This is a genomic window from Solibacillus sp. FSL K6-1554 (genome assembly GCF_038005185.1).
Taxonomy (GTDB): Bacteria; Bacillota; Bacilli; order Bacillales_A; family Planococcaceae; genus Solibacillus; species Solibacillus silvestris.
This window is the reverse complement of record NZ_JBBOSS010000001.1, coordinates 2,626,991-2,652,533: the sequence shown is the minus strand read 5'-3', so window position 1 is coordinate 2,652,533 and position 25,543 is coordinate 2,626,991. Positions and strand designations below refer to the sequence as shown.

The following is a 25,543-nucleotide window of genomic DNA, read 5'->3' as shown; positions in this document are numbered from 1 at the left end:
GCTACCTTATATAAGGAAGGGGCCGCTAATGTGGGAGAAGCAATCGTTATAACTTCAGGAAAAGGTGGAGTAGGAAAAACTACTACGACTGCAAACCTAGGAACGGCATTGGCACTTCAAGGTAAGAAAGTTTGTCTAGTCGATACGGATATCGGACTGCGTAATTTAGACGTTATATTAGGTTTGGAAAATCGGATCATTTATGATTTAGTGGACGTCATTGAGGGCCGCTGCAAAACGCATCAGGCATTAGTAAAGGACAAACGTGTAGATGAACGTCTATACTTGATGCCTGCTGCCCAAAATACAGACAAGAACGCGATTAACCCTGAACAGATGAAAGCTTTGATCGATGAGTTGAAGCGTGAGTTTGACTATATTTTAATTGATTGTCCGGCCGGTATTGAGCAAGGCTATCGCAATGCGGTCGCTGGTGCAGATCGTGCCATTGTTGTGACAACACCTGAAATTTCAGCAGTAAGAGATGCGGATCGTATTATCGGATTGCTGGAACAGGAACCAATCGAACCGCCTAAGCTTATTATTAACCGAATCCGTAAGAGCTTGATGAACAACGGAGATGCGATGGATATTACAGAAGTAACAACGCATTTATCGATTGATTTATTGGGAATCATTGTCGATAGTGAAGATGTTATCAGTTCATCCAATAAAGGTGAACCAATTGTCATGAATCCGAATAACAAAGCATCATTGGGATACCGTAATATCGCACGCCGTATATTAGGGGACTCTGTGCCGTTAATGTCCTTGGAAGATGATCAGCCAAAAGGCGTTTTTGCAAAAATAAAAGCATTATTTAAATAAGAAGTAAGCTGTATGGAATGTAATCTACTATTCTATACAGCTTTTTTTCTATGTACAGGCTTTCCTGAATTGTATTGTTGTTCCTGACATATACTAGTGCAAAAAGAGGGATGGTGAGCTTGAAAAAATGGCAGTGGCTCATCGCGAGTATTGTCTTTGTTGTTATTTATAGCTGTAATTATTATGGGGATATCGCTACAAAACGTGTCATTCATTCGGTTGTCTATAGTTCGGATGATTTAGTCATGATGCGAAAAGCGGTGGTGAATATGTTGTCTAATGAAGACCAGCAGCTCCCTGTTAGTGCAGATGTATCGATTAGTCAATTACAGCTCTTTGAGACAATTGATCGTTTTAATGACGGATATTTACTCGTGTATGATGAACCGTTCGTATTAAATGCATTGTATGATGGGATGATTGTGTTTACGGGCCATACAAAATATAACGGGAAAACGGTCTCGGTTGTTTATGATACAGGGGATACGGTTACGTTTGGTTTTGTGGACGACTTCTATGTATTGCCTTATACAACGGTAACAAAAGGTGCAGTTGTCGCTACGAAAAAAAGCGGGGAACTCTATATTCAGATTGAACGTAACGGGGAAATTTTAAATATGGAAGAAACGATTCGCTGGCTAAAGGAACAGCCGATTTAGATGAAAATTACGATTCATCCATTATTTTTGTTACTGCTCTTATCAATCGTATTATATGGTGATATTGCTTTATACAGTGTTATTATTGTTTCGTTATTATTTCATGAATTAGGTCATTTTATCGCTGCAAAGCTTGTCGGAGCCAAGATAACGCAATGTAAAATCGTTCCTTACGGCGGGGAGATGACGATTAAGGATGAATTGCAGTTATCCTATCAGCAACTGATCATTATCGCTATTGGAGGACCGGTTGCAACATGTCTCGGGATTTTTATCAGTTTATTCCTGCCCGATATGCTCAGTGCGAGATTAATAGAAGTTCAGTTCTTTATTCTAGCTATTAACCTCATCCCCATTTGGCCTCTGGATGGTGGAAGAATACTATGTTACAGCATTTTGAAATGGCGGCCGTTTTCTAAAATTTTCGAATTTTATTTAACGGCTTCTTTTTATTTACTTACGGTAACAATTATCGTACTATTATATTTATTGCCGCAGACATTGTCTTTAGCAATTATAAGCCTCTTTTTATGGAGCAAAGTAATTGGAGATTGGAAATATCGAAAATACCGTTCTGCTTTTGAGAAAATAGTTATGAAGCGGTTGACTTGATAATTCTGATGTGGTAGTATTTTAATGTTATTGTTTGTAGCACCCGTGCTACTGCAACCGCGCTGAACAGGTTTAAGTACCTTTATAGGTCACCTGCAATTCCGGGCGAGTCTGAGTCTAAGAGGAGGTGCATTTTAATGTACGCAATTATCGAAACTGGTGGTAAACAAATCAAAGTTGAAGCAGGTCAAGAAATCTATGTTGAAAAACTAGGTGTGGCTGCTGACGAAATCGTTACTTTTGACAAAGTTTTATTCGTAGGTGGAGAAACAGTTAAAGTTGGAGCTCCAACAGTTGCTGGCGCTACTGTAACAGCTAAAGTTGTTAAAGAAGGTAAGCAAAAGAAAATTACTGTTTTCAAACTTAAAGCGAAAAAGAACTACCGTCGTAAGCAAGGTCACCGTCAACCTTACACAAAATTAGTAGTTGAAGCTATCAACGCTTAATAAGTAGGTGATGGATATGATTACAGTAACTATTTATAGTGATGAAAATCGTAAATCGTATGGATTTGAAATTTCAGGACATGCTCTATCGGATATCTATGGTCGAGATTTAGTTTGTGCTGGTGCTTCTGCTGTTGCCTTTGGTGCAGTGAATGCAATCCCGCAAATTACAGGAATTACTCCTGAAATCGAACAAGGTGCTGAAGGCGGTTACTTAAAAGTAACTGTTCCACAAGCTGAACTGAATGATGAAACAGACGCTAAATTACAAGTTATTCTGAACACAATGGTGACACAGTTCTACACAATGACTGCGAGCTATTCAGAATATATCGAATTGAAATATAAAATGATCTAGGAGGTGGAACAGAATGTTATTATTAACTTTAGATCTTCAATTCTTCGCATCTAAAAAAGGTGTAGGTTCTACTAAAAACGGACGTGACTCTGAGTCTAAACGCCTTGGTGCTAAACGCGCTGATGGTCAATTTGTTACTGGTGGTTCAATTCTTTACCGTCAACGCGGTACAAAAATTTACCCAGGTACAAACGTAGGCCGCGGTGGTGACGATACATTATTCGCAAAAGTTGACGGCGTTGTTAAATTTGAACGCTATGGTCGCGACAAGAAAAAAGTATCTGTATACCCTACAGCTCAAGAAGCATAATTCTTGCAATGAAAGGACTGCATTTATTGCAGTCCTTTTTTAAGTTTTGCACAAAAATGAAGAGATGCCTTTATAAATGGATGGTTGAAATTTTCTTAAGTATTGAATATGGCATGAGTATGAAGTATGGAAGGAAAATTGATGAAAAACTTGTTATACTAATAATACTGTAATACGGAGTGTGTAAAATGACCGTTTCAAAATTAACTGTAAGTGAAGCATTACGCTTTGCGAATCACGACTATTTGAATCAGCTTCATTTAATCCAGATGAACTTAGATTTAGGACGAGTGGACGAGGCGAAAAAGGTAATTTTTGACCAGTCTGAACATTGTAAAATGCTTTCGAACATCAATCGACTTCAATTAACGGAAACAGTGGAATGGCTTCATACCCTGAGTTGGCGTTATCCGGCTTTACAACTAAGCATGACAAGTAATGTAAACGCACCAATACAAAGCAAGTACGATGAAGCGATTGTTCAATACTTGGAAAACACAATTATTCATGTTTACGACAAGCTTGATCCATATGAAGAGCATCAATTACTGTTAAACATCGAAACATATGAAGAGAAATGGAATATTTCATTTCATTTAAAGGGAAAATGGGAACAGTCGCCATTTTCAATAGAACAGAATATTTTTAATGTGGAAACATATGAACAAACGAATACAAGTTGGAAATATGTTCTTCACATATGAGGAGTGAAAGAAATGTTTGTCGATCACGTAAAGATTTATGTTAAAGGTGGAGACGGCGGGGATGGAATGGTTGCCTTCCGTCGTGAAAAATATGTACCAAATGGTGGTCCTGCAGGTGGAGACGGAGCACGAGGCGGTAACGTTATATTTGAAGTAGAAGAAGGGTTACGTACGCTAATGGATTTCCGTTACAAACGTCACTTCAAAGCTGAACGTGGAGAGCACGGAATGAGTAAAGGGATGCACGGTCGTCGTGCAGAAGATTTAATCGTAAAAGTGCCACCAGGAACAGTTGTGATGAATGCTGAAACAAAAACAGTCATTGCCGATTTAGTTGAACATGGTCAACAAGCTGTAATTGCTAAAGCAGGCCGTGGCGGACGTGGTAACTGCCGTTTTGCGACACCTTCTAACCCAGCACCAGAATTAGCCGAAAAAGGCGAACCAGGTCAAGAGCTGGAAGTAATTTTAGAATTGAAAGTATTGGCGGATGTTGGATTAGTTGGTTTCCCTTCTGTTGGTAAATCAACATTACTTTCTGTTGTTTCTTCTGCAAAACCTAAAATCGGCGCTTATCACTTTACGACAATCGTACCGAACTTAGGCATGGTGGAAACTGATGATGGCCGTTCATTCGCAATGGCAGATTTACCTGGTCTTATCGAGGGTGCGCACCAAGGTGTCGGATTAGGAATGCAGTTCCTGCGTCACATTGAGCGTACACGTGTAATCGTACACGTAATCGATATGTCCGGTATGGAAGGCCGCGAACCTTATGATGATTATGTAACAATTAACAACGAGCTTGAACAATATAACTTACGATTACTTGAGCGTCCTCAAATTGTCGTTGCAAACAAAATGGATATGCCGAATGCGGAAGAAAACTTGAAAGAGTTTAAAAAGAAAGTGGGAGAAGATGTAAAGGTCTTCCCGGTTTCAGCGGTTTCTCGTCAAGGGTTAAAGCCATTACTATTTGAAATTGCGGATCTTTTAGAAGTGACACCGGAGTTCTTATTACACGATGTACTTGAAGAAGAATCAGATGCAGTCGTAATGTACAAGCATGAAGGCCAAGGCGGCGACTTCGAAATTTCACGTGATGACGATGGTGCATATGTTCTTTCAGGATACACAATCGAACGCCTATTCAAAATGACGGACTTCAGCCGTGAAGACGGTATTCGACGCTTTGCTCGCCAATTACGTGCGATGGGTGTCGATGAAGAGTTACGTAAACGCGGTGCCCAAAACGGTGATACTGTACGTTTAATGGAATTCGAATTTGACTTTGTCGACTAATTAAGTGGGGGATGACGATGAAAAACGTAGCAAATCAGCGATATTATTTAGTGCGTGAAGATGTCCTGACAGATGCGATGCAAAAAACATTGGAAGCAAAACAATTATTGCAAAAAGGATCTGTTTCATCTATATGGGATGCGGTAAAAGAAGTGGATTTATCTCGAAGCGCATTTTATAAATATCGTGATGCAGTTTTTCCTTTCCATTCGATTGTGCAAGAGCGTATTTTAACAGTTTTCATTCAATTACAAGATCGAAAAGGTACACTTGCCAAATTACTCGAAACTGTATCTGATGCACATTGCAATGTTCTGACGATTCATCAGACAATTCCGATTCAAGGACGTGCCAATGTGACGCTTTCTTTAGATGTTACAAGCATGTCTTATGAGCTGGATGAACTTATTCGCAGCTTAAATCAACTTGAATTTATCGAATCTGCTGAAGTAATCAGTTCTGGCGCATTTTAACTTTCCTTTGAAGAGCAATGTTGTTTAACAGAAAAAGTGAGATGTTCCGGTGCAAATACATCAGGATATAATAAATAAAATTGCTGTCCAATGTGTTTTAGGGCATTTTGGACAGCTTTTCTTATAGGATGAATTTCCAGAAAATTTAGAACTTATGATCGAGGTGCTTATTGATGTCAGAAAAAAATTGGGAAAAAAGAATTGCTTACCTAGGTCCGGAAGCATCATTTACATATTTAGCAACAAAGGGACTATTTCCGCATGATTGGCATATTCCGTACAAGTCGATTCCGGAATGCATTGAAGCGGTATCGGAAGGGAAAGTTGAGCTGGCGGTAGTCCCGGTGGAAAATGCACTGGAAGGTTCTGTTCCGCTAACAATTGACTACTTGTACCATGAATCCGAGCTTTTCGTTACAGCTGAAGTGATGTCGAAAATTCAGCAGCATTTATTAGTGAATAAAAAGTTTGCGGAAAATAAAGAGGCAATCGAGGAGATTTATTCACATCCGCATGCTTTAGCACAGTGCCATAAATATTTATATTATAATCATGGAGGGGTAAGACAGACATCGTATTCTTCAACTGCTGCCGCAGCAGAGCTTGTATCCCAAACTGAAGACCGCTGTATTGCTGCCGTTGCGAACTTTTCTGCCGCTGAAAAATATAATTTACATATATTCGAACACAATATCCATGATTTCCATTTTAATCATACGCGCTTCTTCGTTTTATCGAAGCAAAATATAAAGCATGGTTTAGTACCGTTGCAGGCACAACCGAAAACTACGTTTATGCTTACATTACCGACAGATGTATCTGGTGCGCTTCATCAAGTACTTTCGGTATTTGCATGGCGTAAACTGAACTTGAGTAAGATTGAATCACGACCACTTAAAACAGGACTGGGGAATTATTTCTTCATTACTGATATACTAGCAGATGAAGAGGAACCGATGATGAAAGGTGCAGTGGAAGAACTGATTGCACTAGGCTGCAAAGTGAAGTCACTCGGTACATATTATACATACGTCACACCAGAGTGAGGTGAAGAGCATGAAGCGAATCCTATTATTTGATGGAGAGTGCAATTTCTGTGATGCAAGTGTCCAGTTTATTATTAAACGTGACCCGAAAGCATTGTTTCAGTTTGCGTCGCTGCAAAGTGAGGTTGGAAGGGTATTGTTAAAAGAGTATGATGTACCGGAAAACACAGATAGTATTGTGTTTATAGAAGACGACCAGCATTTTACGGAATCGACGGCCGCACTTAAAATTACACGAAACTTATCAGGTTTGTGGAAGCTGTTTTACGTATTTGTGGTTGTACCAAAACCCGTTCGTGATCTTGTGTATCGCTGGATTGCCAAAAATCGCTACAAATGGTTCGGAAAAAAACAGGAATGTATGCTACCGTCACCGGAACAGCGAAAACGATTTTTATAAAATGTACAGGTGCACTCTGCTTCATGCGGAGTGCTTTTTTTGTTCGGATTTTTATGAGAACAGTGGGGTGCGGTTATTAGAAGAAATGTGGCTTTTATTAGGAAATACAATGAGTTTATTAAATTTTAATAGTGTAGGGTTGAAAAGAATATACATGACATTTATATTAGAACATTGCTGTGGGATATTTGAAAATGTCATAAGGATATTTGAATATCCAGCTGCGATATTAGAAAAAAGCAAACCATTATTAGAACATCGAAACGATATTTTAGAAAATCGACAATTTATTAGAAGATAAAAATTTTTATTAGAAGTTCTGTAATTATATTAGAATTTTCCTTATGAAAATCAAACTTTCCTAAAACGAGGCTCGTCTAATTGATGAAAGGAGGTATTTAGGTGGAAAGTTATTTAATAAATGATACCGCTAATTTATCAAATGAAATGATTATAGATGAATTAATGCAACAGTACGGGGAAGAGATATTAAAGCTTGTTATGCAATATGTACATAATCATTCGGTTGCCGAGGATCTGACGCAGGAAATTTTCGTGAAATGCTACAAGGCACTCCCTTCTTTTCAATATGGTTCATCGTTAAAAACATGGCTTTGGCGCATTGCAATTAATCATTCAAAAGATTATTTGAAAAGCTGGTATGCCAAAAATGTCGAAGCAAAAGATGATGAAGTTTTTATGAAAGTAGAAAGCGGTATGTCCGTTGAACAAGAAGTCATACAGCAGCAGGAAGATAATAACTTAGTCAAGGCGGTCATGGCACTGCCGGTCAAATATCGTGAAGTTATTTACTTGTGCTATTACGAAGATCAGACGATGAAGGAAATGGCCGAAGTACTGCAAATTAGTGAAAACACGGTAAAAACAAGGCTTAGAAAAGGAAAGCAGCTATTAAAAAAACATCTGGAGCGTGAAGAAAATGGATGATCGTTTAAAAAATTTAAAAAAAGCGATGGATCGCACCGCATTTTCCAACACAAAGTTCACAGAGCAGCATAAAGAAAATGTCCAACGACAGTTAAACATCGATGAGTTGAAAAGGGTAATTTTATCACTTTTAATTGAAGCAAAGTCCGGTATTGAAATTACGCAATTACTGCATGTAAGGGGAATACAGGATGTAATCGATAATGAGGGAATCATCTATTCAATTCTTCATGAACAGGAAAGGAATGGGTTTGTGCTCGCAAATTGGACGGACGGCGTTAAGCGGTATGAGTTAACGAAGACCGGAAAAAAACAATTACAGCAAGAGGGACAAATCAAACTGACATTGAAGGAGCGTCTATTGGGGGTGCGTATGCATGCAGAGTGAACGTTTTTTAAATAAAGTAACAGCCTTTATTCGTTCAAAAGAAGCTCAGGTACATGTATATGATGAATTAAAGCACCATATAGAACATTCGAAAAATGCCTGGTTAAAAAAAGGGTATACACCCGATGAAGCGGAACGAAAAGCAATTGATGAAATGGGCTCACCATCCGCACTCGGAAAATCGATGGACAAGATTCACCGGCCCAAAGTCGATTGGCTGCTGATTAGTTTAGTTGCTATTCTATTAGGGGCCAGCTTTATCCCGATTTTAACATTTGATAGTACCGTTATTTTTGGGGCAGACATGACTAATTATTTTATTCGAAACAAATGGCTGCACCTTCTTTGTGCCGTCCTATTGATAGCAGCACTGATGTATATCGATTATCGGAAGCTGGAGCGTTTCAGTCTAGCTATATATTTGGGTGCCCTTATTTTGTTAATGATATTAAATTATTTTCCGACAGCTATGGTTTCCGGGCAAAGCTATTTAATGGTAGGGCCGATACAGATTCAGGTTTGGACCGTTTTACCATTGCTGCTCATTGCTTGGGCAGGCTTTTTTACACAGAAGAAATTTAAAAGTTGGCAGTTAATCATCTTATTTGTTTTGCCGTTATGGTTTATTTTACGTGCGCCAAACCTGACAGCAGCCCTTATTTATGCGGGGGTCGTTACTATTTTGTTTTACTTAAGTGACTACTCGCTAAAATCGAAAATTTTGACAAGTATAACAGTGATTGGCTTAATCGCTAGTGCGGTGTTTCTGATGACTCCGCAGCTGCACCATTACCAGCTTGTACGTATCTATGCTTTTCTGAATCCGGAAAGCTATGCCACACAGGAAGGCTATATTTATCTGGCAATCAAAAATGCATTAAATGAAGCTGGGTGGTTTGGGGCAGAGACGATCCGATATATTCCGGAAGGGCATACAGATTTTGCTTTAGTACAGCTTATCCAGGAATTTGGTTACATTGCAGGAATTGCTGTCGTAACGGTATTATTCGCCATCGCAATTCGTATACTTTGGGAAGCAAAACAATTAACCCGTTCATATGGCAAAATGCTTGTAATCGGAGCAGTATCTTTTTATTGCATGCAGTTTGGATATTCTGTGGCAATGATTCTTGGTTGGTTGCCGATTATCGGATTATCGCTTCCTTTTATAAGTTACGGTTTTACATCTCTTCTAATAAACTCGTTTGTCATTGGGACTGCACTAAGCGTGTATCGCCGGAAAACATTCATAGGGAGTGGAGCGCAGCAGAACTAATCATAAAAAAACAGCTTATTCATGTGACAGGGTGTCTTTTGAATAAGCTGTTTTATCTTAGTTTTCAATTAAAAACCCGCGCTGACGTAATTTCTCTTCTGCCAGATTCAAGCTTTCTTCAGAAGTCGAGCTAATGACATGTAAGTGTGTACCGTCCGTTAATGCAGAAAGATAAAGGGCATTAGTTTCTTGGACGCGTTTTACAAAATGCTCCACTTCCAAGCGGTTTGATACCATAATCGAAGCGGTAATTTCTCCGTATACCGGATGCTCGACTATAACGCTTTCGACCATAACCCCACAGTCGACCAATATGAAAAGTTCTTCTTTTGCCTCATTTGGATTGTGCATACATACAATTTTTCGTTGAAGGCGTGTTTGCTGGACATTGTGCATATAAATATACCCTTGGCTTGTTGCTACAATCGGTTCATTTCGTGCTTTCAATAAATTCATATCATTGACGATGACTTGTCTTGAAACATTTGTACGCTTCGCCAAATCTGTACCTGTCATTGGCTGTTCAGCCGTTTTTAACAATGCAAGCAGTTCCAAACGCCGTTCTTCACCTAATAATTTTTTCAATATATTCACCTCAATTAGCATACCAGTTCCTTTTCATCTTATCATATTTACCGCTTGCTAAGCGTGAACATTGTGGCAATAGCACAATTTGTGCATATGCTATTACGAGAAAAGGAGGAAAGAAGTGCGCGTTCATATTGTTCAAAAGGGAGACACTTTGTGGAAAATCGCGAAGCAATACGCGGTTGGCTTTGATGAATTAAAGCGATTAAATGCCCATTTAGCAAACCCTGATTATATTGTTCCGGGGATGGAAATTTATTTACCGGACACGACAGCGAAAAAAGAAATGCGGCAACCTGTGAAGGAACAGCCGAAATCTGTTAAAGAGCAGCCGGTACAAATGCCTGCACCAGCTCCAGCACCGAAGAAAGAGCATATCGTTAAGCCGGCACCAGTGCCTGTACCAACACCGGCCCCTATGCCTATGCCACAGCCGCAAAAGCCGATTTGGCAAGGGGATATTTATTTCCAGCCACCGGCACCACAGCCGATGCCAATGCCAATGCCAATGCCAATGCCAATGCCAAACTGGCAAACACATGTACATGTTCAGCCGACATTTGAAAATACGGTGACAGCACCGCAACCAATGCCATTGCCACAGCAACCGGTTATTCAACAACCTCCGCAGCAACCACAGCAACCGATTTTTATCGAACAACCACACTATATTCAGCCGATGCCAATGCCAATGCCGATGCCGCAAATGCCTGTGTGTCCAACATGTCACCACATGCCAATGCCAATGCCAATGCCGATGCCACAAATGCCAGTATGTTCAAAATGTCATCAAATGGCAATGGAATCTCCGATGCACATGCAATCAATGCCAATGCACATGCATCCAATGCCGATGCCTCAAATGCATGGATGTTCAAAATGTAACCAAATGGCAATGGAATCCCCGATGCAAATGCAACCAAATATGTACATGGAGCCAATGCCGATGTCGATGCCGATGCAAATGCAAATGCAGCCGATTTTTAATGATGAGTCTTCATTAAAGAAAGATCATTGCCATGATAAAGATCACCTAGTGCACCAGTATTATGAAGAAATTGACCACATGATGCGTCAACCAAACCCTTGTTACCCACACATGATGCCATATCAAGAAAATTCAATGCAGCACATGATGCCATATCCAGCAAATACGATGCCCCAAATGCACCAAATGCCACATCCGCCTAAGTCATGTCAATAGTAATTAAAGAGAATTGCTGGAAGTGGGATACACATAAAGGGTCCTTTTTTATGAAGTACTACGAGAATGGTTTTGTGGCGCAGAAAGTTAAAGCGATTCATCGAGAGCTTGAAAATATACAATTTCCATATCATATTCCACTTGTAGAAAATGAAGAGCCGCATATATTAAAGCAGTTTTGGTTTGAAGGGAAAAGTGCGGAGTATAAACGGTTTGAACATCAGCAGCTTTCCCTGCATGCAATCGAAAAACTGCATGAAACATGTGAAGTCATTCCTTGGGCGGAAACAGGCATCTTGTCCACATATCGATTAGAGGAGAAGTGGAAGAGGAGATTTGAGCGTTTTATCCATCATGAAAGAGAACTAAGACGTTTATTAAAAAGCAATTATGATATTTTAGTCAACCATGCTTCCTATGCCTTAGGTTTAATGGCTCAAATAACAGTTCCGAGTGAAAAGCAAACGATTTTACATGGGGATGTTGTTCATCATAATGTGATGCTACGTGGTGAAGACGTGAAACTTATTGATTTTGATTTAGCTTCTTTAGGGGAAGCCTCAGATGAAATTATTTTATGGCTTCATCGCGTATTGCCGCATGTTCAGTATGAAATACAACCGCTTGTAAATGACCACCATTATTTGCATAAAGCGCAGGAAAAGCTTCATTATCTGTTTTTCCCGAATGAAATATTAAGGGAATGTCTGTTTTATCTGAAACTCAGCGACCGTCAAAAGCTTTCCTGCTATCCGTTTATTCAATCGATTGTTTATGACTGGATGAAAAATTACGATTCTTTTGCAAGACAGATCGATACATTGCAAAAGTAATTGGCAGTTTATAATCGATGTTAGATGGAGAAGAATATGATAAACTATTAAAGGCTGTCTTAAAGGACGGTCTTTTCTTTTTGAACCAACATACGTTCGGTAATTCACAACTCTTATGCTATAATAGAGCGAGAAATGTGAGGGATAAAACGATGTATGATTATTTAAAAGGACAGGTTACAAGGGTTACACCCGAGTATATTGTATTAGAGCAACAAGGCATTGGCTGGATGCTGTATACGCCAAATCCATTTGCATTCCGTACATCTGCAAGCGAACAGCAAATATATGTATCCTTGCAAGTGCGTGAAGATGCCCAAAATTTATACGGGTTCAATAGTTTGGAGCAGCGTGAATTATTTAAAAAGCTAATTCAAGTATCAGGCATTGGTCCAAAAGGCGCGCTTGCTATTTTAGCGAGCGGTAATCCGACTTCAGTCATTCAGGCAATTGAAATGGAAGATGAAGCATTTTTAATCCGTTTCCCGGGCGTCGGGAAAAAAACAGCGCGTCAAATGATTCTCGATCTAAAAGGGAAGCTGGACATGCTACTTGATCACGTCGAGTTACCAAGTGCAGAAAATGAGCTGCCATTGTTTGGAGTGAATCCGAATGAACATGAATTGCAGGAAGCGATGCTGGCACTTGTCGCATTAGGCTATTCAGAAAAGGAATTAGACAAAATCAGACCGCAATTAAGTGAAGATGATAAGTTAACGACGACAGACGCCTATATTAAACAGGCATTGAAGCTGTTGTTGAAATTGAAATAAAAAGGAGTGAGAAGCATGTCAGACCGTGTACTTTCTGGTGAAGCAACAGATGCCGAGCAGCAGTTTGAGCTTTCTTTAAGACCGCAACGTTTAGCGCAATACATAGGCCAAGATAAAGTGAAAGAAAACCTGAAAATATTTATCGAAGCCGCTAAGCTACGTCAGGAAAGTCTTGACCATGTTCTCCTTTATGGTCCACCTGGTTTAGGGAAGACGACGTTAGCGATTGTCATAGCGAACGAGATGGATGTAAATGTAAAGATGACAAGCGGTCCTGCGATTGAGCGACCTGGTGATTTAGCAGCGATTTTAAGCTCTCTTGAAGCAGGGGATGTGCTTTTTATCGATGAAATCCATCGCCTGCCAAGAGCGATTGAAGAAGTGCTTTATTCTGCGATGGAAGATTTCTGTCTGGATATCGTAGTCGGAAAAGGTCCTGAAGCCCGTTCGATCCGATTGGAGTTGCCGCCATTTACACTCGTTGGTGCAACAACGAGAGCAGGTGCTTTATCTGCACCGCTTCGTGACCGTTTTGGTGTTTTATCGCGACTGGAATATTATGATGAGCAGTCATTAGCCGAAATTGTTATCCGTTCCGGTGAATTGTTTGGTGTTGTGCTGGATAAGCATGCGGCATTTGAAATTGCCCGCAGATCCCGAGGGACACCTCGTATCGCAAATCGATTGTTAAAACGTGTCCGTGACTATGCACAAGTATTGGCAGATGGCATTGTTTCCACAAGTTTGGCGGAACAGGCACTCGAACTGCTGCAAGTTGATCCACGAGGACTTGATCATATCGATCATAAATTGATGCAGTCAATGATTGAACGATTTGGCGGAGGTCCTGTCGGATTGGATGCGTTAGCGGCATCGATCGGAGAAGAGCGTATTACGATTGAAGATGTATATGAACCATATTTATTGCAAATCGGATTTATTCAACGAACACCACGTGGCCGAATCGCGACAAATCTTTGTTACGACCATTTCGGTTATCCGCAGACACAAAAAGAATAGAAGGAAGTTTTGAACGTGAAAGTAGAAGATTTTGATTTTTATTTACCAGAGGAATTAATTGCCCAAATACCATTATTGGATCGTACAGCGAGTCGTTTAATGGTAGTAAATCCGAACTCATTGGAAGTCGAGCATCACACATTCGGTCATATTTTAGATGAGTTAAATGCAGGGGATTGCCTTGTACTAAATGATACGCGTGTATTACCTGCACGCTTAATGGGTGTCAAAGCAGATACTGGCGCGAACATTGAATTGTTGCTGTTAAAACAGACAAATGACGATGAGTGGGAGACGTTAGTAAAACCTGCAAAACGTGTTAAAACAGGCACAGTCGTTACATTTGGTGATGGGTTGTTGACTGCGACTTGCACAGGTGAACTGGATCACGGTGGCCGTACTTTTAAATTCACATATGACGGGATTTTTTATGAAATTTTAGACCAACTGGGTGAAATGCCATTACCGCCATATATTCGTGAAAAGTTGGAAGACCAAGATCGTTATCAAACGGTTTATGCGAAAGAGCGTGGTTCTGCAGCAGCACCAACAGCTGGCCTTCATTTTACACAGCCATTACTTGAAGCAATTAAAGCAAAGGGTGTTGAAGTCGTATTTATTACACTGCATGTGGGACTTGGTACATTCCGACCTGTCAGTGTGGATTCGATTGAGGACCATGATATGCACTCTGAATTTTACAGTGTGTCAGAAGAGGCAGCGGCTGTAATTGAACGTGTCAAACAAGCTGGAGGCAAAGTTATTTCGGTAGGGACAACTTCAACCCGTACTCTTGAAACAGTTGCATCGAAAAATGACGGTAAAATTGTCGCTTCTCATGGTTGGACAAATATTTTCATTTATCCGGGCTATGAATATAAAGCAATCGACGGCCTGATTACAAACTTCCATTTACCGAAGTCAACATTAGTGATGCTTGTCAGCGCACTCGCTTCGAAAGAAACAATTATGAACGCTTATGAACAAGCCGTTAAAGAAAAATACCGTTTCTTCAGCTTTGGCGATGCCATGTTTATCCGTCCGGCTAAGTAATTTGCAATTAAACAAAAACCTATATACAATAATAATTTGTGCAACACCTACTAAACTTAGTAGGTGTTTTCATTCGAAGTACTGTATTTACTTTAGAAACGAGAGGATTTTTTTATATGACTGAAACAACAAAACAACCACCAATTCGTTATGAATTGATTAAAACATGTGCACAGACAGGTGCGCGTTTAGGTATTGTCCATACACCACACGGTTCCTTTGAAACACCAACATTTATGCCAGTTGGTACACAAGCGACAGTAAAAGCAATGAGCCCTGAAGAATTAAAAGAAATGAATGCTGGTATTATTCTGTCTAACACATATCACCTATGGTTGCGCCCGGGGAATGATATCGTGAAAGAAGCAGGTGGACTGCATAAATTTATGAACTGGGATCGTCCAATTCTAACTGATTCAGGCGGTTTCCAAGTGTTCTCATTATCTAAGTTCCGTAAAATCGAAGAAGAAGGCGTTTATTTCCGAAACCATCTAAATGGCGACAAGCTGTTTTTATCACCGGAAAAAGCGATGGAAATCCAAAACGACTTAGGTTCTGATATTATGATGGCATTTGATGAATGTCCGCCTTTCCCGGCAACATACGAATACATGGAAGCATCTGTTGACCGCACAACACGTTGGGCAAAACGCTGTAAAGAAGCACATCAACGCCCGGAAGAGCAAGGGCTGTTCGGTATTATTCAAGGCGGGGAATATGAAGAGCTGCGCCGTAAATCGGCTGAAGCATTAGTAGAGCTCGATTTCCCTGGTTATGCAATCGGCGGTTTATCAGTTGGTGAGCCGAAAGATATTATGAATAAAGTATTGGAATTTACTGCTCCAATGATGCCGGCAGATAAACCACGCTATTTAATGGGTGTCGGTTCACCGGACTCTTTAATCGATGGAGCAATGCGCGGCATCGATATGTTCGACTGTGTATTACCAACACGTATTGCACGTAACGGTACATTGATGACATCTGAAGGACGTATGGTCATCAAAAATGCGAAATATGCAAAAGACTTTACGCCAATCGATGAAAATTGCGATTGCTACACATGTAAAAACTATACACGCGCGTATGTGCGTCATTTATTGCGTACAGAAGAAACGTTCGGTTTACGTTTAACGTCATACCATAACTTACGCTTCCTTATTAAATTAATGGAAGATGTACGCCAGGCAATCCGCGAAGACCGTTTAGGCGATTTCAAAGAAGAGTTCTTTGAGAAGTACGGTTACAATAAACCGAATGCTAAAAATTTCTAAAAATATGTTCGAAATTCGAAATTCCATATAATTTTTTGAGAAAAAAAAGAGTTTTTTGCGCAAAAACCTGCAATTCTATACTATACTAGGTAAGTGAGAAAGAGATAGAGAAAGGGGGCAATTTGAAAATGGAAGGTTTAGTACAATTTTTACCGATTATCGTAATGTTCGTTGCGATGTGGTTCATTTTAATTCGTCCGGCACAAAAACGTCAAAAAGCAACTGCTACAATGCAAAACAGCTTAAAACGTGGTGATAAAGTAGTTACTGTAGGTGGCTTACACGGAGAAGTAGATGCAATTGAAGATACGACTGTCTATTTAATAGTTGACGGAAATACACGTTTAAAATTCGAACGCCAAGCAATTGGCCGTGTAGAATCGGTTTAAACGTTACATAAAAAAGCTTGTGGAGTTTAATTTTCCACAAGCTTTTTTGTATTTTTCATGCAATTTCGAACAAGCTATTGTATGAGAGGTGAATCAATTGGAAGATTATACATTAATTATATTTCGAACAATTGTTTTATATGTTATTTTACTAGTTGTTTTCCGCCTTATGGGCAAGCGTGAAGTTGGTGAGCTCAGTATTGTGGATTTGGCAATATTCGTATTGATGGCTGAAGTAGCTGCAATTGCCTTGGACGATTATGACAGGCAGTTCTTTAAAGCCATTTTGCCTATTATTTTATTGTTTCTGATTCAATACTTAAACTCCTGGCTCATATTAAAAAATAAAAAACTGCGCGACTTCATTGAAGGCGATCCGTCGCTTGTTATCCGCGACGGATATATTTGTGAAGCGGAAATGAAAAAGCAGCGCTACAATCTCGACGATTTACTCCAGCAATTACGTGAACAGGGAGTATGCTCTGTGCAGGATGTTGCCTACGCTTTTTTGGAGCAATCCGGAAAGCTATCGATTTACCAAAAAGATCAGGGCGGATTTATTTTACCACTCATTTTGGATGGCTATGTTGATAAAAGACATTTAAAAATTATTGGTAAAGATGAAAAATGGCTCGTTCATGAATTATTGGTAAACGGTTATCCCAATATACGCGATATATTCTACTGCAGTTATGAAGACGGAAAGTGGTTTGTCCAATTACGAGCGCGAAAATATTGAACGAAGATAATGGAAATCGTTAAAACGGATTTGTTTTGTAATGAACAGTAACAGCAAGACAAACCCAATCGTAATTGCAACGCTTAAGATAAGCGGCATTCCGGCAGCAATGATCGGCTGTACAAAACAAGTAAGGATGAAAATACCATATGGCAGAACGAAGAAGCGGAAACCTACATTAATCTTTTTCTGCTGTCTAATAGAAGCGATGTGTAAGAAGGACGTAATCAATACGCCAAAGCCTATAGCGATAATCGCGCCTTTTTCCTGAATGGCGGGTTGTGAGGCAAGGAAAAACAGTAAAAATAGTTTCCCTATTCCTCCATAGATGGAATTCATCATGGCAGCCTGTGCTTCATCTAGTGCTTGTAAGATGGAATGAAGCGGACTCTGTATATAATAAAAATAAAAAATAGGAGCCAATATTTTCATATAGCCACGATTTTCCTCAAGATGGAACAGTACCATAGTCAACTCATCGCCGTGTATGAAAAACACTGTAGCGGCCATACAGCCAATTAAAGAAGATAGTCGTAATGAATGTGTAATGCGTTTATTCAGCAACGGGTAATTATTGCTGGCTAGTGCGCTACTAACGGCAGGAATGAGTACAATTGCCAATGCAGCAGGAATGAAAGCCGGAAACAAGAGTAATGGTATATGCACACCTGAGATGATCCCGTACAATGTAGTTGCCGCGCCTGCAGCCAATCCTGAAACCGTCAGTGCTTTTAAGAAAATGATTGGTTCCAAAAACCATGTAAAGGTACCAAACAATTTACTGCCCGCTGAAGGCAGTGCAATATTAAAAATCGGCTTTGTAAAGGAAGTGCCTGTTGAACCCTTTTTGAACATTCTACTCGAGCGTTTATAAAAGATCGCTAAAAACAGTAATGAAAAAACTTCACCAATCGCTGTTATTCCCATAGCGGCTGCTGCCGTCAATGCAGGCGACTCTGAAATGAAGTACGGCAATAATACGACAATGAGACCAATTCGTACAAGCTGCTCAAGAAGCTGTGCCCACGCAGTTGGTGCAATTTTCGCTAAACCTTGTAAATATGCTTTTATTAAGCTTGAAAAGATAACGATCGGAATTGTGAAAAGGCTAATATAAAGAGTGAAAATAAGGTTTTCATTATGTAAAAGCACTTTTGCGATATACGGAATAGCAAAATAAATGAATGGGCTAAATAAAATAATTGATATAGCCGAAATTTTGATTGCAGTTTTCATTACCGATGTGACATGTTCCGTTTTCCGTTTCGCGTGGTATTCGGCAATCAGCTTAGAGATGGCAATCGGAATACCTAATTGAATTAGCGAGATGAAAAATATAAATGTCGGGTAAGCCGTCATATAGAGTCCGACCGCTTCCTCCCCGGCAATACGCATAAACTGCATTCTGTACATAAACCCGAGACATTTTGAAATAAATATGACAAACATTAAAAATAATGTTCCTTTTAGAAATGAGCCCAAATAACTTCTACTTTCTCCCTTCTCAATTTAATTTCATTCATATACAATAAAGTATGCAGTAGTAATCGCAGTTAAAACCTAAGTTCAGGAGTGATCGACATGCAAATTCCATTTTTCGGCCTTTACGAGAAGGTACAGCTTATATTGACGAACAAAATCGAGGAATTTCATTACTATGGATATGATTCGATAACAGAACAAGATTTATGGAAATATTGCATTGATAAGGTGTGGCGCAAAAGAGATGTGCAAAATATGCGATTGCATGAGCTGACAGCCGGCATTTTCGGTGCAACTGCTTCGGAAGTGTTAAGCTATATGCAAATAAAGGATTTTAAGCGCAATGAATTGAACTTAAAGCTTTCCAATGAAGAGCTGCAAGGTTTGTTCCATCCGCTTAAAGAGTAGGGAAAAATAAGAATAATATAATAAATTATCTAGTAATAATTTGACAGTTTCCATAAGCTGTTTCATAATGAGAGTGTTGTGCTTTTCAAACTATCGGATTGTTATTTTTGAAAAGTGATTCAGAAAATTATTGAAATGAATACATAGTTTGTGGATGGTAATTTTTACGTTTTACATCACACCGCGTTTCGTGTGATATTGAGGAGGATTTTTTAATGAAATTAGCAAACCGTATCATTACGTTCGTTCTTGTCGTAGCATTGCTATTTACAGGGATGGGCACAACGGTAGAGAAGGTTTTAAACGATGTAAAACTTGGATTGGACCTTCAAGGTGGATTTGAAGTACTTTATGAAGTGGAATCACTTGTTGATGGACAAAAGATTACCCAAGATGTATTGGCAGATACGACTACGGCATTAGATAATCGTATTAATGAATTCGGGGTTAGTGAGCCAAGCATTCAAATTGAAGGGGAAGACCGTATTCGTGTACAGCTTGCAGGTTTAGCTGATCAGGATTCTGCTCGAGAGCTATTATCGAGTACAGCGAATTTAACTTTCCGTGATGTAAATGATAATATTTTACTCGATGGGACAGATTTAAAGGAAGGTGGCGCATCGCCTTCATTTGATCAGCAAAACCAGCCAATTGTAACTTTAACATTGAAAGATGCGGCGAAATTCGCAGAAGTGACGCAAAAAGTCATGAGCATGGGCGCACCGAATAACTTATTAGTTGTTTGGCTGGACTTTGAAGAAGGCGTAGATTCTTACGCTGAAGAAAGCAAAAAGCCACCCGAAGAGCAAAAATTTGTTTCTGCAGCCTCTGTTACTCAAGTATTAAATACAACAGATGTTATGATTTCTGGTAACTTCACAGTAGATGAAACGAAAAACTTTGCATCTATACTTAATGCAGGTTCATTACCTGTTAAGTTAACGGAGATTTATTCAACATCGGTTGGGGCACAATTCGGTGAAGATGCTTTAAATGATACAGTATTCGCAGGAGTAGTCGGCGTACTTTTAATCTTCCTGTTCATGCTGTTTTACTATCGTTTACCAGGGTTTATTTCTATTATTACATTATCGGTATTCACATATTTAGTGTTAATCGTCTTTAATGGTATTAATGCTGTATTAACATTACCGGGTATCGCCGCGATCGTATTAGGGATCGGGATGGCCGTTGATGCAAATATTTTAACAGCTGAGCGTATTCGTGAAGAACTGCGTGTTGGCCATTCAGTAAAAGACGCATATAAATTAGGTTCAAAACAATCACTATCAGCAATCATTGATGCGCAATTGACAACTTTACTTGCTGCTGCCGTATTGTTCTACTACGGGACAAGTTCAGTTAAAGGGTTTGCAACGACATTAATTATTTCGATTTTACTATCGTTTGTAACAGCTGTATGGGGTTCCCGCGTATTGCAGGGTCTTCTTGTAAACAGCGGTTACTTCAATAATCCGGCATGGTTCGGAATTAGCAGATCAAAACAGCATTCAATTGATGAAGGAATTACTTCATTGGATTTAACAACGAAATTTGATAAATTGGACTTCGTTGGAAACCGTAAAAAATTCTATGCGATATCTACAATCATTTTAGTTGCAGGGATTGTTGTTCTTGGTATATTCAAACTGAATTTAGGAATCGATTTCTCAAGTGGTACGCGTGTAGAGATTAAATCTGATACAGCGCTGGTTCAAGAAGAAGTGAAGGATTATCTGGACGAAATCGGTTTTGCAAACGAGGATGTTGTTATTTCAGGCGATAATCAAACAATCGCCGTAATGCGGTATAAAGATGACTTCTCTCAACAGCAAGTACTTGATTTTAAAGAGCAGGTAAATGAAAAATACGGACATGAACCAAGCTTAAGTACAGTATCGGCTACTGTCGGAAAAGAACTGGCGAAAAATGCGATGTATGCATTGGCACTGGCGGCACTTGGTATCATTATCTATGTAGCAGTCCGCTTTGAATGGCGTATGGGTCTAGGGGCGATTGTTTCTTTACTGCATGATGTATTCTTCATTATTGTTATTTTCAGTATGCTGCGTCTAGAGGTAGATATTACGTTTATCGCTGCGGTATTAACAATTGTCGGTTATTCGATTAACGATACAATTGTCACGTTTGACCGGATCCGTGAAAATATTGACCGTCACGAAGAAATTACGACGAAAGAAGAGCTGGCATTGATTGTCAACAAATCACTTCGTCAAACGATGGGACGTTCTGTAAATACAGTATTGACGGTTATTATTGTAGTTATTGCACTTATTTTCCTAGGTGCTCCATCAATTCAAAACTTCTCGATTGCTCTGTTAATCGGGTTAGTTACAGGGATTTACTCTTCAATCTGTATCGCGGCACAAGTTTGGTATTCACTGAAATGCCGTGAAATGGACAAGAAAGGTACTTCTGTTGTGAAAAAAGAGAAAAAACAATGGGGTTCAGACGAGCCACAAGTATAAATATATGAACCGCGTAATTGCTTTCGGGCAAATTATGCGGTTTTTGTTTACCCTCACTGAAAAAAAGGAATAAATTTTTAAAGTAAGACGTGAGAGGAGGTTCATTATGAAAATTCAATGGACATTGGTAGTTGGACTTATTTTTGCTCTTATTATTGCCATTTTTGCTACAGTTAATGTGGATAGCGTACAGGTTAATTATGTCTTTGGAGAAGCACGCTGGCCTTTGATATTAGTTATTTTAGGGTCGGTATTAATCGGTTTTATCATCAGTTTTTGTTTTTCGGCATTCCGTATGTACGGAGGGAAAAGGCAGATGAAAGCAGTTCGAAAAGATCTTGAAGCAGCACAAGTACTGATTAATGAAAAAGATGCAGAGATTATCCGACTGAAAAATGAGCTTCGGGAACAGGGTGCTTCCAAATTTATAACCGAAGAAATTTCGGGCGGCGATAAAATTCAGAAAGAGTAGATAATATGTGATGCTGATTTTTAGAAGCTATTTGAAACGTGAACATCGTTCCAAATAGCTTTTTTATTGTTTAATAGATTCATTTAAGAAAACGTATGGTCATTTTAACTAGCAGACTTATTAAATTTCCGTATCAATATTTCTGGTAATATCAGAAGAAACTTTGGGAAACATGATAGATTTCCGTTATAATGAACTGCGTGAGGAAGTGAATATATATGATACAGTCACAAAAAGTATGGACAATAACAAAGCAAGATGAGCAGCTAGTAAAACAATTCAGTGAACAGCTGAATATTTCAACGATTGCAGCAAAAATTTTAATTGCACGTGGTTGCGCATCGATAGAAGAGGCAAAACCATTACTGAAAATTGATGAAACCCAGTATCATGATCCATATTTAATGGCTGGAATGGAAGACGCAGTTATGCGCATTGAACAGGCATTGGATAATGGAGAAAAGATTCTGGTATATGGTGATTACGACGCGGACGGTATTACAAGTACAACTGTGCTGCTAAATGCTTTACTTGATCTGGGGGCAGATGTCAGTTTTGTCATTCCGGATCGGTTTATTCATGGATATGGACCGAATGAAGAACTTTTCAAAAAAGCTTATGAAGATGGCGTAAATTTAATTATTACGGTCGATAATGGGATAAGCGGGATTGAACAAGTAAAAATGGCAAGAGAGCTTGGTATGGATGTGATTATTACCGATCACCATGAAGCGGGTAATATTTTACCGGATGCCAACGTCATCATCCATCCGCGTGTGCCAGAAGGTCATTATCCGTTTGGAGAACTCGCAGGGGTAGGGGTAGCCTTTAAATTGGCACATGCATTGTACGGCGAGTTGCCTGATCATCTATTTGAATATGTGGCAGTGGGGACGATTGCCGATTTAGTGCCGCTCGTTGGCGAAAATCGCTATTTAGTACAGCGCGGTCTACAGGCGTTAAAGCAGTCTCCAAATCCTTGGGTAAAGGCCATTTGCGATGCATCAGGGGCAAACAAGAAAGACATCAATGAAGAAACTGTTGGCTTTTATTTTGGCCCCCGCCTGAATGCAATCGGACGACTAGGCAGTGCCGAACCGGGAGTACACTTTTTAATGAGCGAAGACCCGCTTCAGGCAAATACACTGGCTACCCAATTGAATGATAAAAATACTGAACGGAAAAAAATTGTGGAAGACATTACAAATGAAGCAATGGCTATGATTGAAGATGATGCTTCATTAAAAGATTCCCTTGTTCTAGTCGTAGCAGGGGAAGGCTGGAATCCAGGTGTTGTCGGAATCGTTGCATCGCGATTAGTCGAAAAATATTACCGTCCGACAATCGTTCTTTCCCTTAATCATGAAAAAGGGATTGCAAAGGGTTCTGCAAGAAGTATTGAAGGCTTCCATCTGTTCAATGAGTTGGCAAAAAACCGTGATATTTTACCACATTTCGGCGGCCATCCAATGGCAGCTGGGATGACGTTACCGATTGAACATGTGGCATCATTACGTACCCGGTTAAACGAACAGGCCAAACTTTGTTTAACAGAAGAGCAGCTTGTGCAAAACATGCAAATTGATGTTCCGATAGAGCTAAGTGAAATTACCGTTGAGGCGATTGAAGAACTGCGACAATTGGCTCCATTTGGTACAGAATTTCCGAAGCCGGTTTTTGGGATTCAGGATGTAAAAGTAAAATCGATGCGCAAAATCGGTTCCGGTGAAAATCATCTGAAAATGGAATTGGAAGATCCGTATCGTACTCTTGATGCAATTGGGTTCAATAAAGGTTTTTTACATGATGAAATTTCATATGGTGTTGCATTATCATTGGTTGGTGATTTGCAAATCAATGAATGGCAGGGGAATAAAAAACCGCAATTCATGATTCAGGATGTTCGGGTTAATGAATGGCAGCTGTACGATTACCGTGGGAAAAGCAAGACTGCAAACTGGCTTGCTAAAATTCATGTGGAAAAAACTGATTTTATTGCTTTTTCCCAACAGACAAAACTTCACTTTGAACAGGAAATTCCGAAAGAAATTATTAATTTCACAATTGAAACGGAAACCGATAAACTGCACAAAAATATCGTATTGCTCGATTTGCCGGAAAATGTAGCCGCATTGGAAAAATTACTGCAAGACGTTCAAATTGAACGAATCTATGCACATTTATATACAGACCAATCAGCGTATTTTAATGGTATGCCGACAAGGGAACACTTTAAATGGTATTATGGATTCCTGAAAAAACGTCCGGCTTTTAACTTGAAAGAACATATTCGACAATTATCCGAACATATCGGACTAAATATAGAAGTAATTAAATTTATGACAAAAGTGTTTTTTGAGCTAGGATTTGTTACAATAGAGAATGGTTTGACGACAGTAAACGAAAATGCACCGAAAAAAGCATTATCCGAAGCAACGTCATATAAATTGCGTTCACAACAAATCGAACTTGAGCAAAAGCTGGTATATGCCACATACAGCGAACTCAAGCAATGGTTTAATGAACGATTGAGTTCTTGAGGAGGACATAGGAAGAATGGATTTAAAACAATACGTAACAACAGTTGAAAATTGGCCGAAAGAGGGCATCAGCTTTAAAGATATTACAACAATCATGGATAATGGTCCTGCATATAAATATGCGACTGATGAAATTGTAAAATATGCGAAGGAAGTTGGCGCTGAAATCATCGTAGGTCCGGAAGCACGCGGATTTATTATTGGTTGTCCTGTAGCCTATGCATTGGAAATCGGTTTCGCACCAGTTCGTAAACCAGGAAAACTTCCACGTGAAGTCATCTCTGCAGATTATGGATTGGAATATGGTACAGACACATTAACAATGCATAAAGATGCTGTGAAGCCTGGTCAAAAAGTTTTAATCTGTGATGATTTGCTTGCAACAGGCGGTACAGTTGAAGCAACAGTTCGCTTAATCGAACAATTAGGCGGCGAAGTAGTAGGTGCAGCATTCATTATCGAACTTACAGAATTGAATGGCCGTAACAAAATCAACAATATTCCAATTAAAACTTTAATTCAATATTAA

The 25,543-nt window shown here is 39.4% G+C and carries 29 protein-coding genes and 1 other annotated feature; of the genes, 27 read left to right on the top strand and 2 right to left on the bottom strand.

The annotated features are described in order from the left end of the window. The first annotated feature begins 30 nt into the window (after positions 1-30). The 14 genes from minD to MHB58_RS13175 all read left to right on the top strand — a co-directional run bounded on the left by minD (position 31) and on the right by MHB58_RS13175 (position 9,750). A complete protein-coding gene (gene minD, locus MHB58_RS13240; protein ID WP_039966703.1) occupies positions 31-828 on the top strand; it encodes a septum site-determining protein MinD in 798 nt (265 codons plus the stop codon). Positions 829-947: 119 nt separating this feature from the next. After that, positions 948-1,487, top strand: coding sequence for a membrane protein (locus MHB58_RS13235; protein WP_008405203.1), 540 nt, complete (start codon positions 948-950; stop codon positions 1,485-1,487). Then, a complete protein-coding gene (locus tag MHB58_RS13230) occupies positions 1,488-2,099 on the top strand; it encodes a site-2 protease family protein (RefSeq protein WP_008405204.1) in 612 nt (203 codons plus the stop codon). It abuts the gene before it with no gap. A 45-nt stretch (positions 2,100-2,144) separates the two neighbouring features. Then, positions 2,145-2,222 (top strand) — a sequence feature (ribosomal protein L21 leader region). A gap of 14 nt (positions 2,223-2,236) precedes the next feature. Then, complete coding sequence (gene rplU / locus MHB58_RS13225; protein ID WP_008405205.1) at positions 2,237-2,545, top strand: 50S ribosomal protein L21; 309 nt, start codon at positions 2,237-2,239, stop codon at positions 2,543-2,545. 16 nt (positions 2,546-2,561) lie between these two features. After that, entirely contained in the window at positions 2,562-2,903 is a 342-nt protein-coding gene (locus MHB58_RS13220; RefSeq protein WP_008405207.1) for a ribosomal-processing cysteine protease Prp, read from the top strand. A 13-nt stretch (positions 2,904-2,916) separates the two neighbouring features. Then, positions 2,917-3,213, top strand: a complete 297-nt coding sequence (gene rpmA / locus MHB58_RS13215) for a 50S ribosomal protein L27 (RefSeq protein ID WP_008405208.1) — start codon at positions 2,917-2,919, stop codon at positions 3,211-3,213. Between the two features lie 188 nt (positions 3,214-3,401). Further along, positions 3,402-3,917, top strand: coding sequence for a Spo0B domain-containing protein (locus MHB58_RS13210; protein ID WP_008405211.1), 516 nt, complete (start codon positions 3,402-3,404; stop codon positions 3,915-3,917). A gap of 12 nt (positions 3,918-3,929) precedes the next feature. Then, on the top strand, positions 3,930-5,219 hold the full coding sequence (gene obgE, locus MHB58_RS13205; protein ID WP_008405214.1) for a GTPase ObgE: 1,290 nt from the start codon (positions 3,930-3,932) through the stop codon (positions 5,217-5,219). A 17-nt stretch (positions 5,220-5,236) separates the two neighbouring features. Next, positions 5,237-5,692 carry an ACT domain-containing protein gene (locus MHB58_RS13200; protein ID WP_008405215.1) on the top strand — a complete coding sequence of 152 codons (456 nt, stop codon included), beginning with the start codon at positions 5,237-5,239 and terminating at the stop codon, positions 5,690-5,692. Positions 5,693-5,865: 173 nt separating this feature from the next. Further along, positions 5,866-6,738, top strand: a complete 873-nt coding sequence (pheA, locus tag MHB58_RS13195; protein WP_340735393.1) for a prephenate dehydratase — start codon at positions 5,866-5,868, stop codon at positions 6,736-6,738. Between the two features lie 10 nt (positions 6,739-6,748). Next, positions 6,749-7,138: a thiol-disulfide oxidoreductase DCC family protein gene (locus MHB58_RS13190; RefSeq protein ID WP_340735392.1), complete on the top strand. Its 390-nt coding sequence runs from the start codon at positions 6,749-6,751 to the stop codon at positions 7,136-7,138. A gap of 402 nt (positions 7,139-7,540) precedes the next feature. Further along, positions 7,541-8,086, top strand: coding sequence for a sigma-70 family RNA polymerase sigma factor (locus tag MHB58_RS13185; RefSeq protein ID WP_008405221.1), 546 nt, complete (start codon positions 7,541-7,543; stop codon positions 8,084-8,086). Continuing rightward, positions 8,079-8,474: a helix-turn-helix transcriptional regulator gene (locus tag MHB58_RS13180; RefSeq protein ID WP_340735391.1), complete on the top strand. Its 396-nt coding sequence runs from the start codon at positions 8,079-8,081 to the stop codon at positions 8,472-8,474. Before MHB58_RS13185 ends, MHB58_RS13180 begins: the two co-directional genes overlap by 8 nt. Then, positions 8,464-9,750, top strand: a complete 1,287-nt coding sequence (locus MHB58_RS13175) for an FtsW/RodA/SpoVE family cell cycle protein (protein WP_008405224.1) — start codon at positions 8,464-8,466, stop codon at positions 9,748-9,750. Before MHB58_RS13180 ends, MHB58_RS13175 begins: the two co-directional genes overlap by 11 nt. A gap of 57 nt (positions 9,751-9,807) precedes the next feature. On the opposite strand, the gene MHB58_RS13170 is transcribed toward MHB58_RS13175, so the two are convergent. Continuing rightward, complete coding sequence (locus MHB58_RS13170) at positions 9,808-10,335, bottom strand: transcription repressor NadR (protein WP_014823343.1); 528 nt, start codon at positions 10,333-10,335, stop codon at positions 9,808-9,810. A 124-nt stretch (positions 10,336-10,459) separates the two neighbouring features. Here MHB58_RS13170 and MHB58_RS13165 point away from each other — a divergent pair, with 124 nt between their 5' ends. The 8 genes from MHB58_RS13165 to MHB58_RS13130 all read left to right on the top strand — a co-directional run bounded on the left by MHB58_RS13165 (position 10,460) and on the right by MHB58_RS13130 (position 17,623). After that, positions 10,460-11,542, top strand: a complete 1,083-nt coding sequence (locus MHB58_RS13165; RefSeq protein ID WP_340735390.1) for a LysM peptidoglycan-binding domain-containing protein — start codon at positions 10,460-10,462, stop codon at positions 11,540-11,542. Positions 11,543-11,592: 50 nt separating this feature from the next. Continuing rightward, positions 11,593-12,375, top strand: a complete 783-nt coding sequence (locus MHB58_RS13160) for a phosphotransferase (protein ID WP_008405230.1) — start codon at positions 11,593-11,595, stop codon at positions 12,373-12,375. Positions 12,376-12,527: 152 nt separating this feature from the next. Continuing rightward, positions 12,528-13,148 (top strand): Holliday junction branch migration protein RuvA, encoded by a 621-nt coding sequence (gene ruvA, locus MHB58_RS13155; protein WP_008405232.1) that lies wholly within the window; start codon positions 12,528-12,530, stop codon positions 13,146-13,148. A gap of 15 nt (positions 13,149-13,163) precedes the next feature. Continuing rightward, the gene (gene ruvB, locus MHB58_RS13150) at positions 13,164-14,168 is read left to right on the top strand and encodes a Holliday junction branch migration DNA helicase RuvB (RefSeq protein WP_340735389.1); all 1,005 of its coding nucleotides are present in this window, start codon (positions 13,164-13,166) and stop codon (positions 14,166-14,168) included. 15 nt (positions 14,169-14,183) lie between these two features. Continuing rightward, positions 14,184-15,221 carry a tRNA preQ1(34) S-adenosylmethionine ribosyltransferase-isomerase QueA gene (gene queA / locus MHB58_RS13145; RefSeq protein ID WP_340735388.1) on the top strand — a complete coding sequence of 346 codons (1,038 nt, stop codon included), beginning with the start codon at positions 14,184-14,186 and terminating at the stop codon, positions 15,219-15,221. 116 nt (positions 15,222-15,337) lie between these two features. Next, positions 15,338-16,495: a tRNA guanosine(34) transglycosylase Tgt gene (tgt, locus tag MHB58_RS13140; protein ID WP_014823348.1), complete on the top strand. Its 1,158-nt coding sequence runs from the start codon at positions 15,338-15,340 to the stop codon at positions 16,493-16,495. Between the two features lie 128 nt (positions 16,496-16,623). After that, the gene (gene yajC / locus MHB58_RS13135; protein ID WP_014823349.1) at positions 16,624-16,884 is read left to right on the top strand and encodes a preprotein translocase subunit YajC; all 261 of its coding nucleotides are present in this window, start codon (positions 16,624-16,626) and stop codon (positions 16,882-16,884) included. Positions 16,885-16,981: 97 nt separating this feature from the next. Beyond that, positions 16,982-17,623, top strand: coding sequence for a DUF421 domain-containing protein (locus MHB58_RS13130; protein WP_014823350.1), 642 nt, complete (start codon positions 16,982-16,984; stop codon positions 17,621-17,623). Here the strand turns inward: MHB58_RS13130 and MHB58_RS13125 are convergent. Further along, positions 17,603-19,072, bottom strand: coding sequence for a putative polysaccharide biosynthesis protein (locus MHB58_RS13125; protein ID WP_340735387.1), 1,470 nt, complete (start codon positions 19,070-19,072; stop codon positions 17,603-17,605). The genes MHB58_RS13130 and MHB58_RS13125 overlap by 21 nt on opposite strands. Before the next feature lie 132 nt (positions 19,073-19,204). On the opposite strand from MHB58_RS13125, the gene MHB58_RS13120 reads away from it, so the two are divergent. The 5 genes from MHB58_RS13120 (at position 19,205) to MHB58_RS13100 (ending at position 25,543) form a co-directional block, all read left to right on the top strand. Next, positions 19,205-19,513 (top strand): post-transcriptional regulator, encoded by a 309-nt coding sequence (locus MHB58_RS13120; protein ID WP_008407679.1) that lies wholly within the window; start codon positions 19,205-19,207, stop codon positions 19,511-19,513. Between the two features lie 215 nt (positions 19,514-19,728). Further along, the gene (secDF, locus tag MHB58_RS13115) at positions 19,729-22,002 is read left to right on the top strand and encodes a protein translocase subunit SecDF (protein WP_340735386.1); all 2,274 of its coding nucleotides are present in this window, start codon (positions 19,729-19,731) and stop codon (positions 22,000-22,002) included. A gap of 106 nt (positions 22,003-22,108) precedes the next feature. Continuing rightward, positions 22,109-22,474 carry a LapA family protein gene (locus MHB58_RS13110; RefSeq protein ID WP_340735385.1) on the top strand — a complete coding sequence of 122 codons (366 nt, stop codon included), beginning with the start codon at positions 22,109-22,111 and terminating at the stop codon, positions 22,472-22,474. Positions 22,475-22,692: 218 nt separating this feature from the next. Beyond that, positions 22,693-25,014: a single-stranded-DNA-specific exonuclease RecJ gene (recJ, locus tag MHB58_RS13105; protein WP_340735384.1), complete on the top strand. Its 2,322-nt coding sequence runs from the start codon at positions 22,693-22,695 to the stop codon at positions 25,012-25,014. A 16-nt stretch (positions 25,015-25,030) separates the two neighbouring features. Next, positions 25,031-25,543 (top strand): adenine phosphoribosyltransferase, encoded by a 513-nt coding sequence (locus MHB58_RS13100; protein ID WP_008407673.1) that lies wholly within the window; start codon positions 25,031-25,033, stop codon positions 25,541-25,543.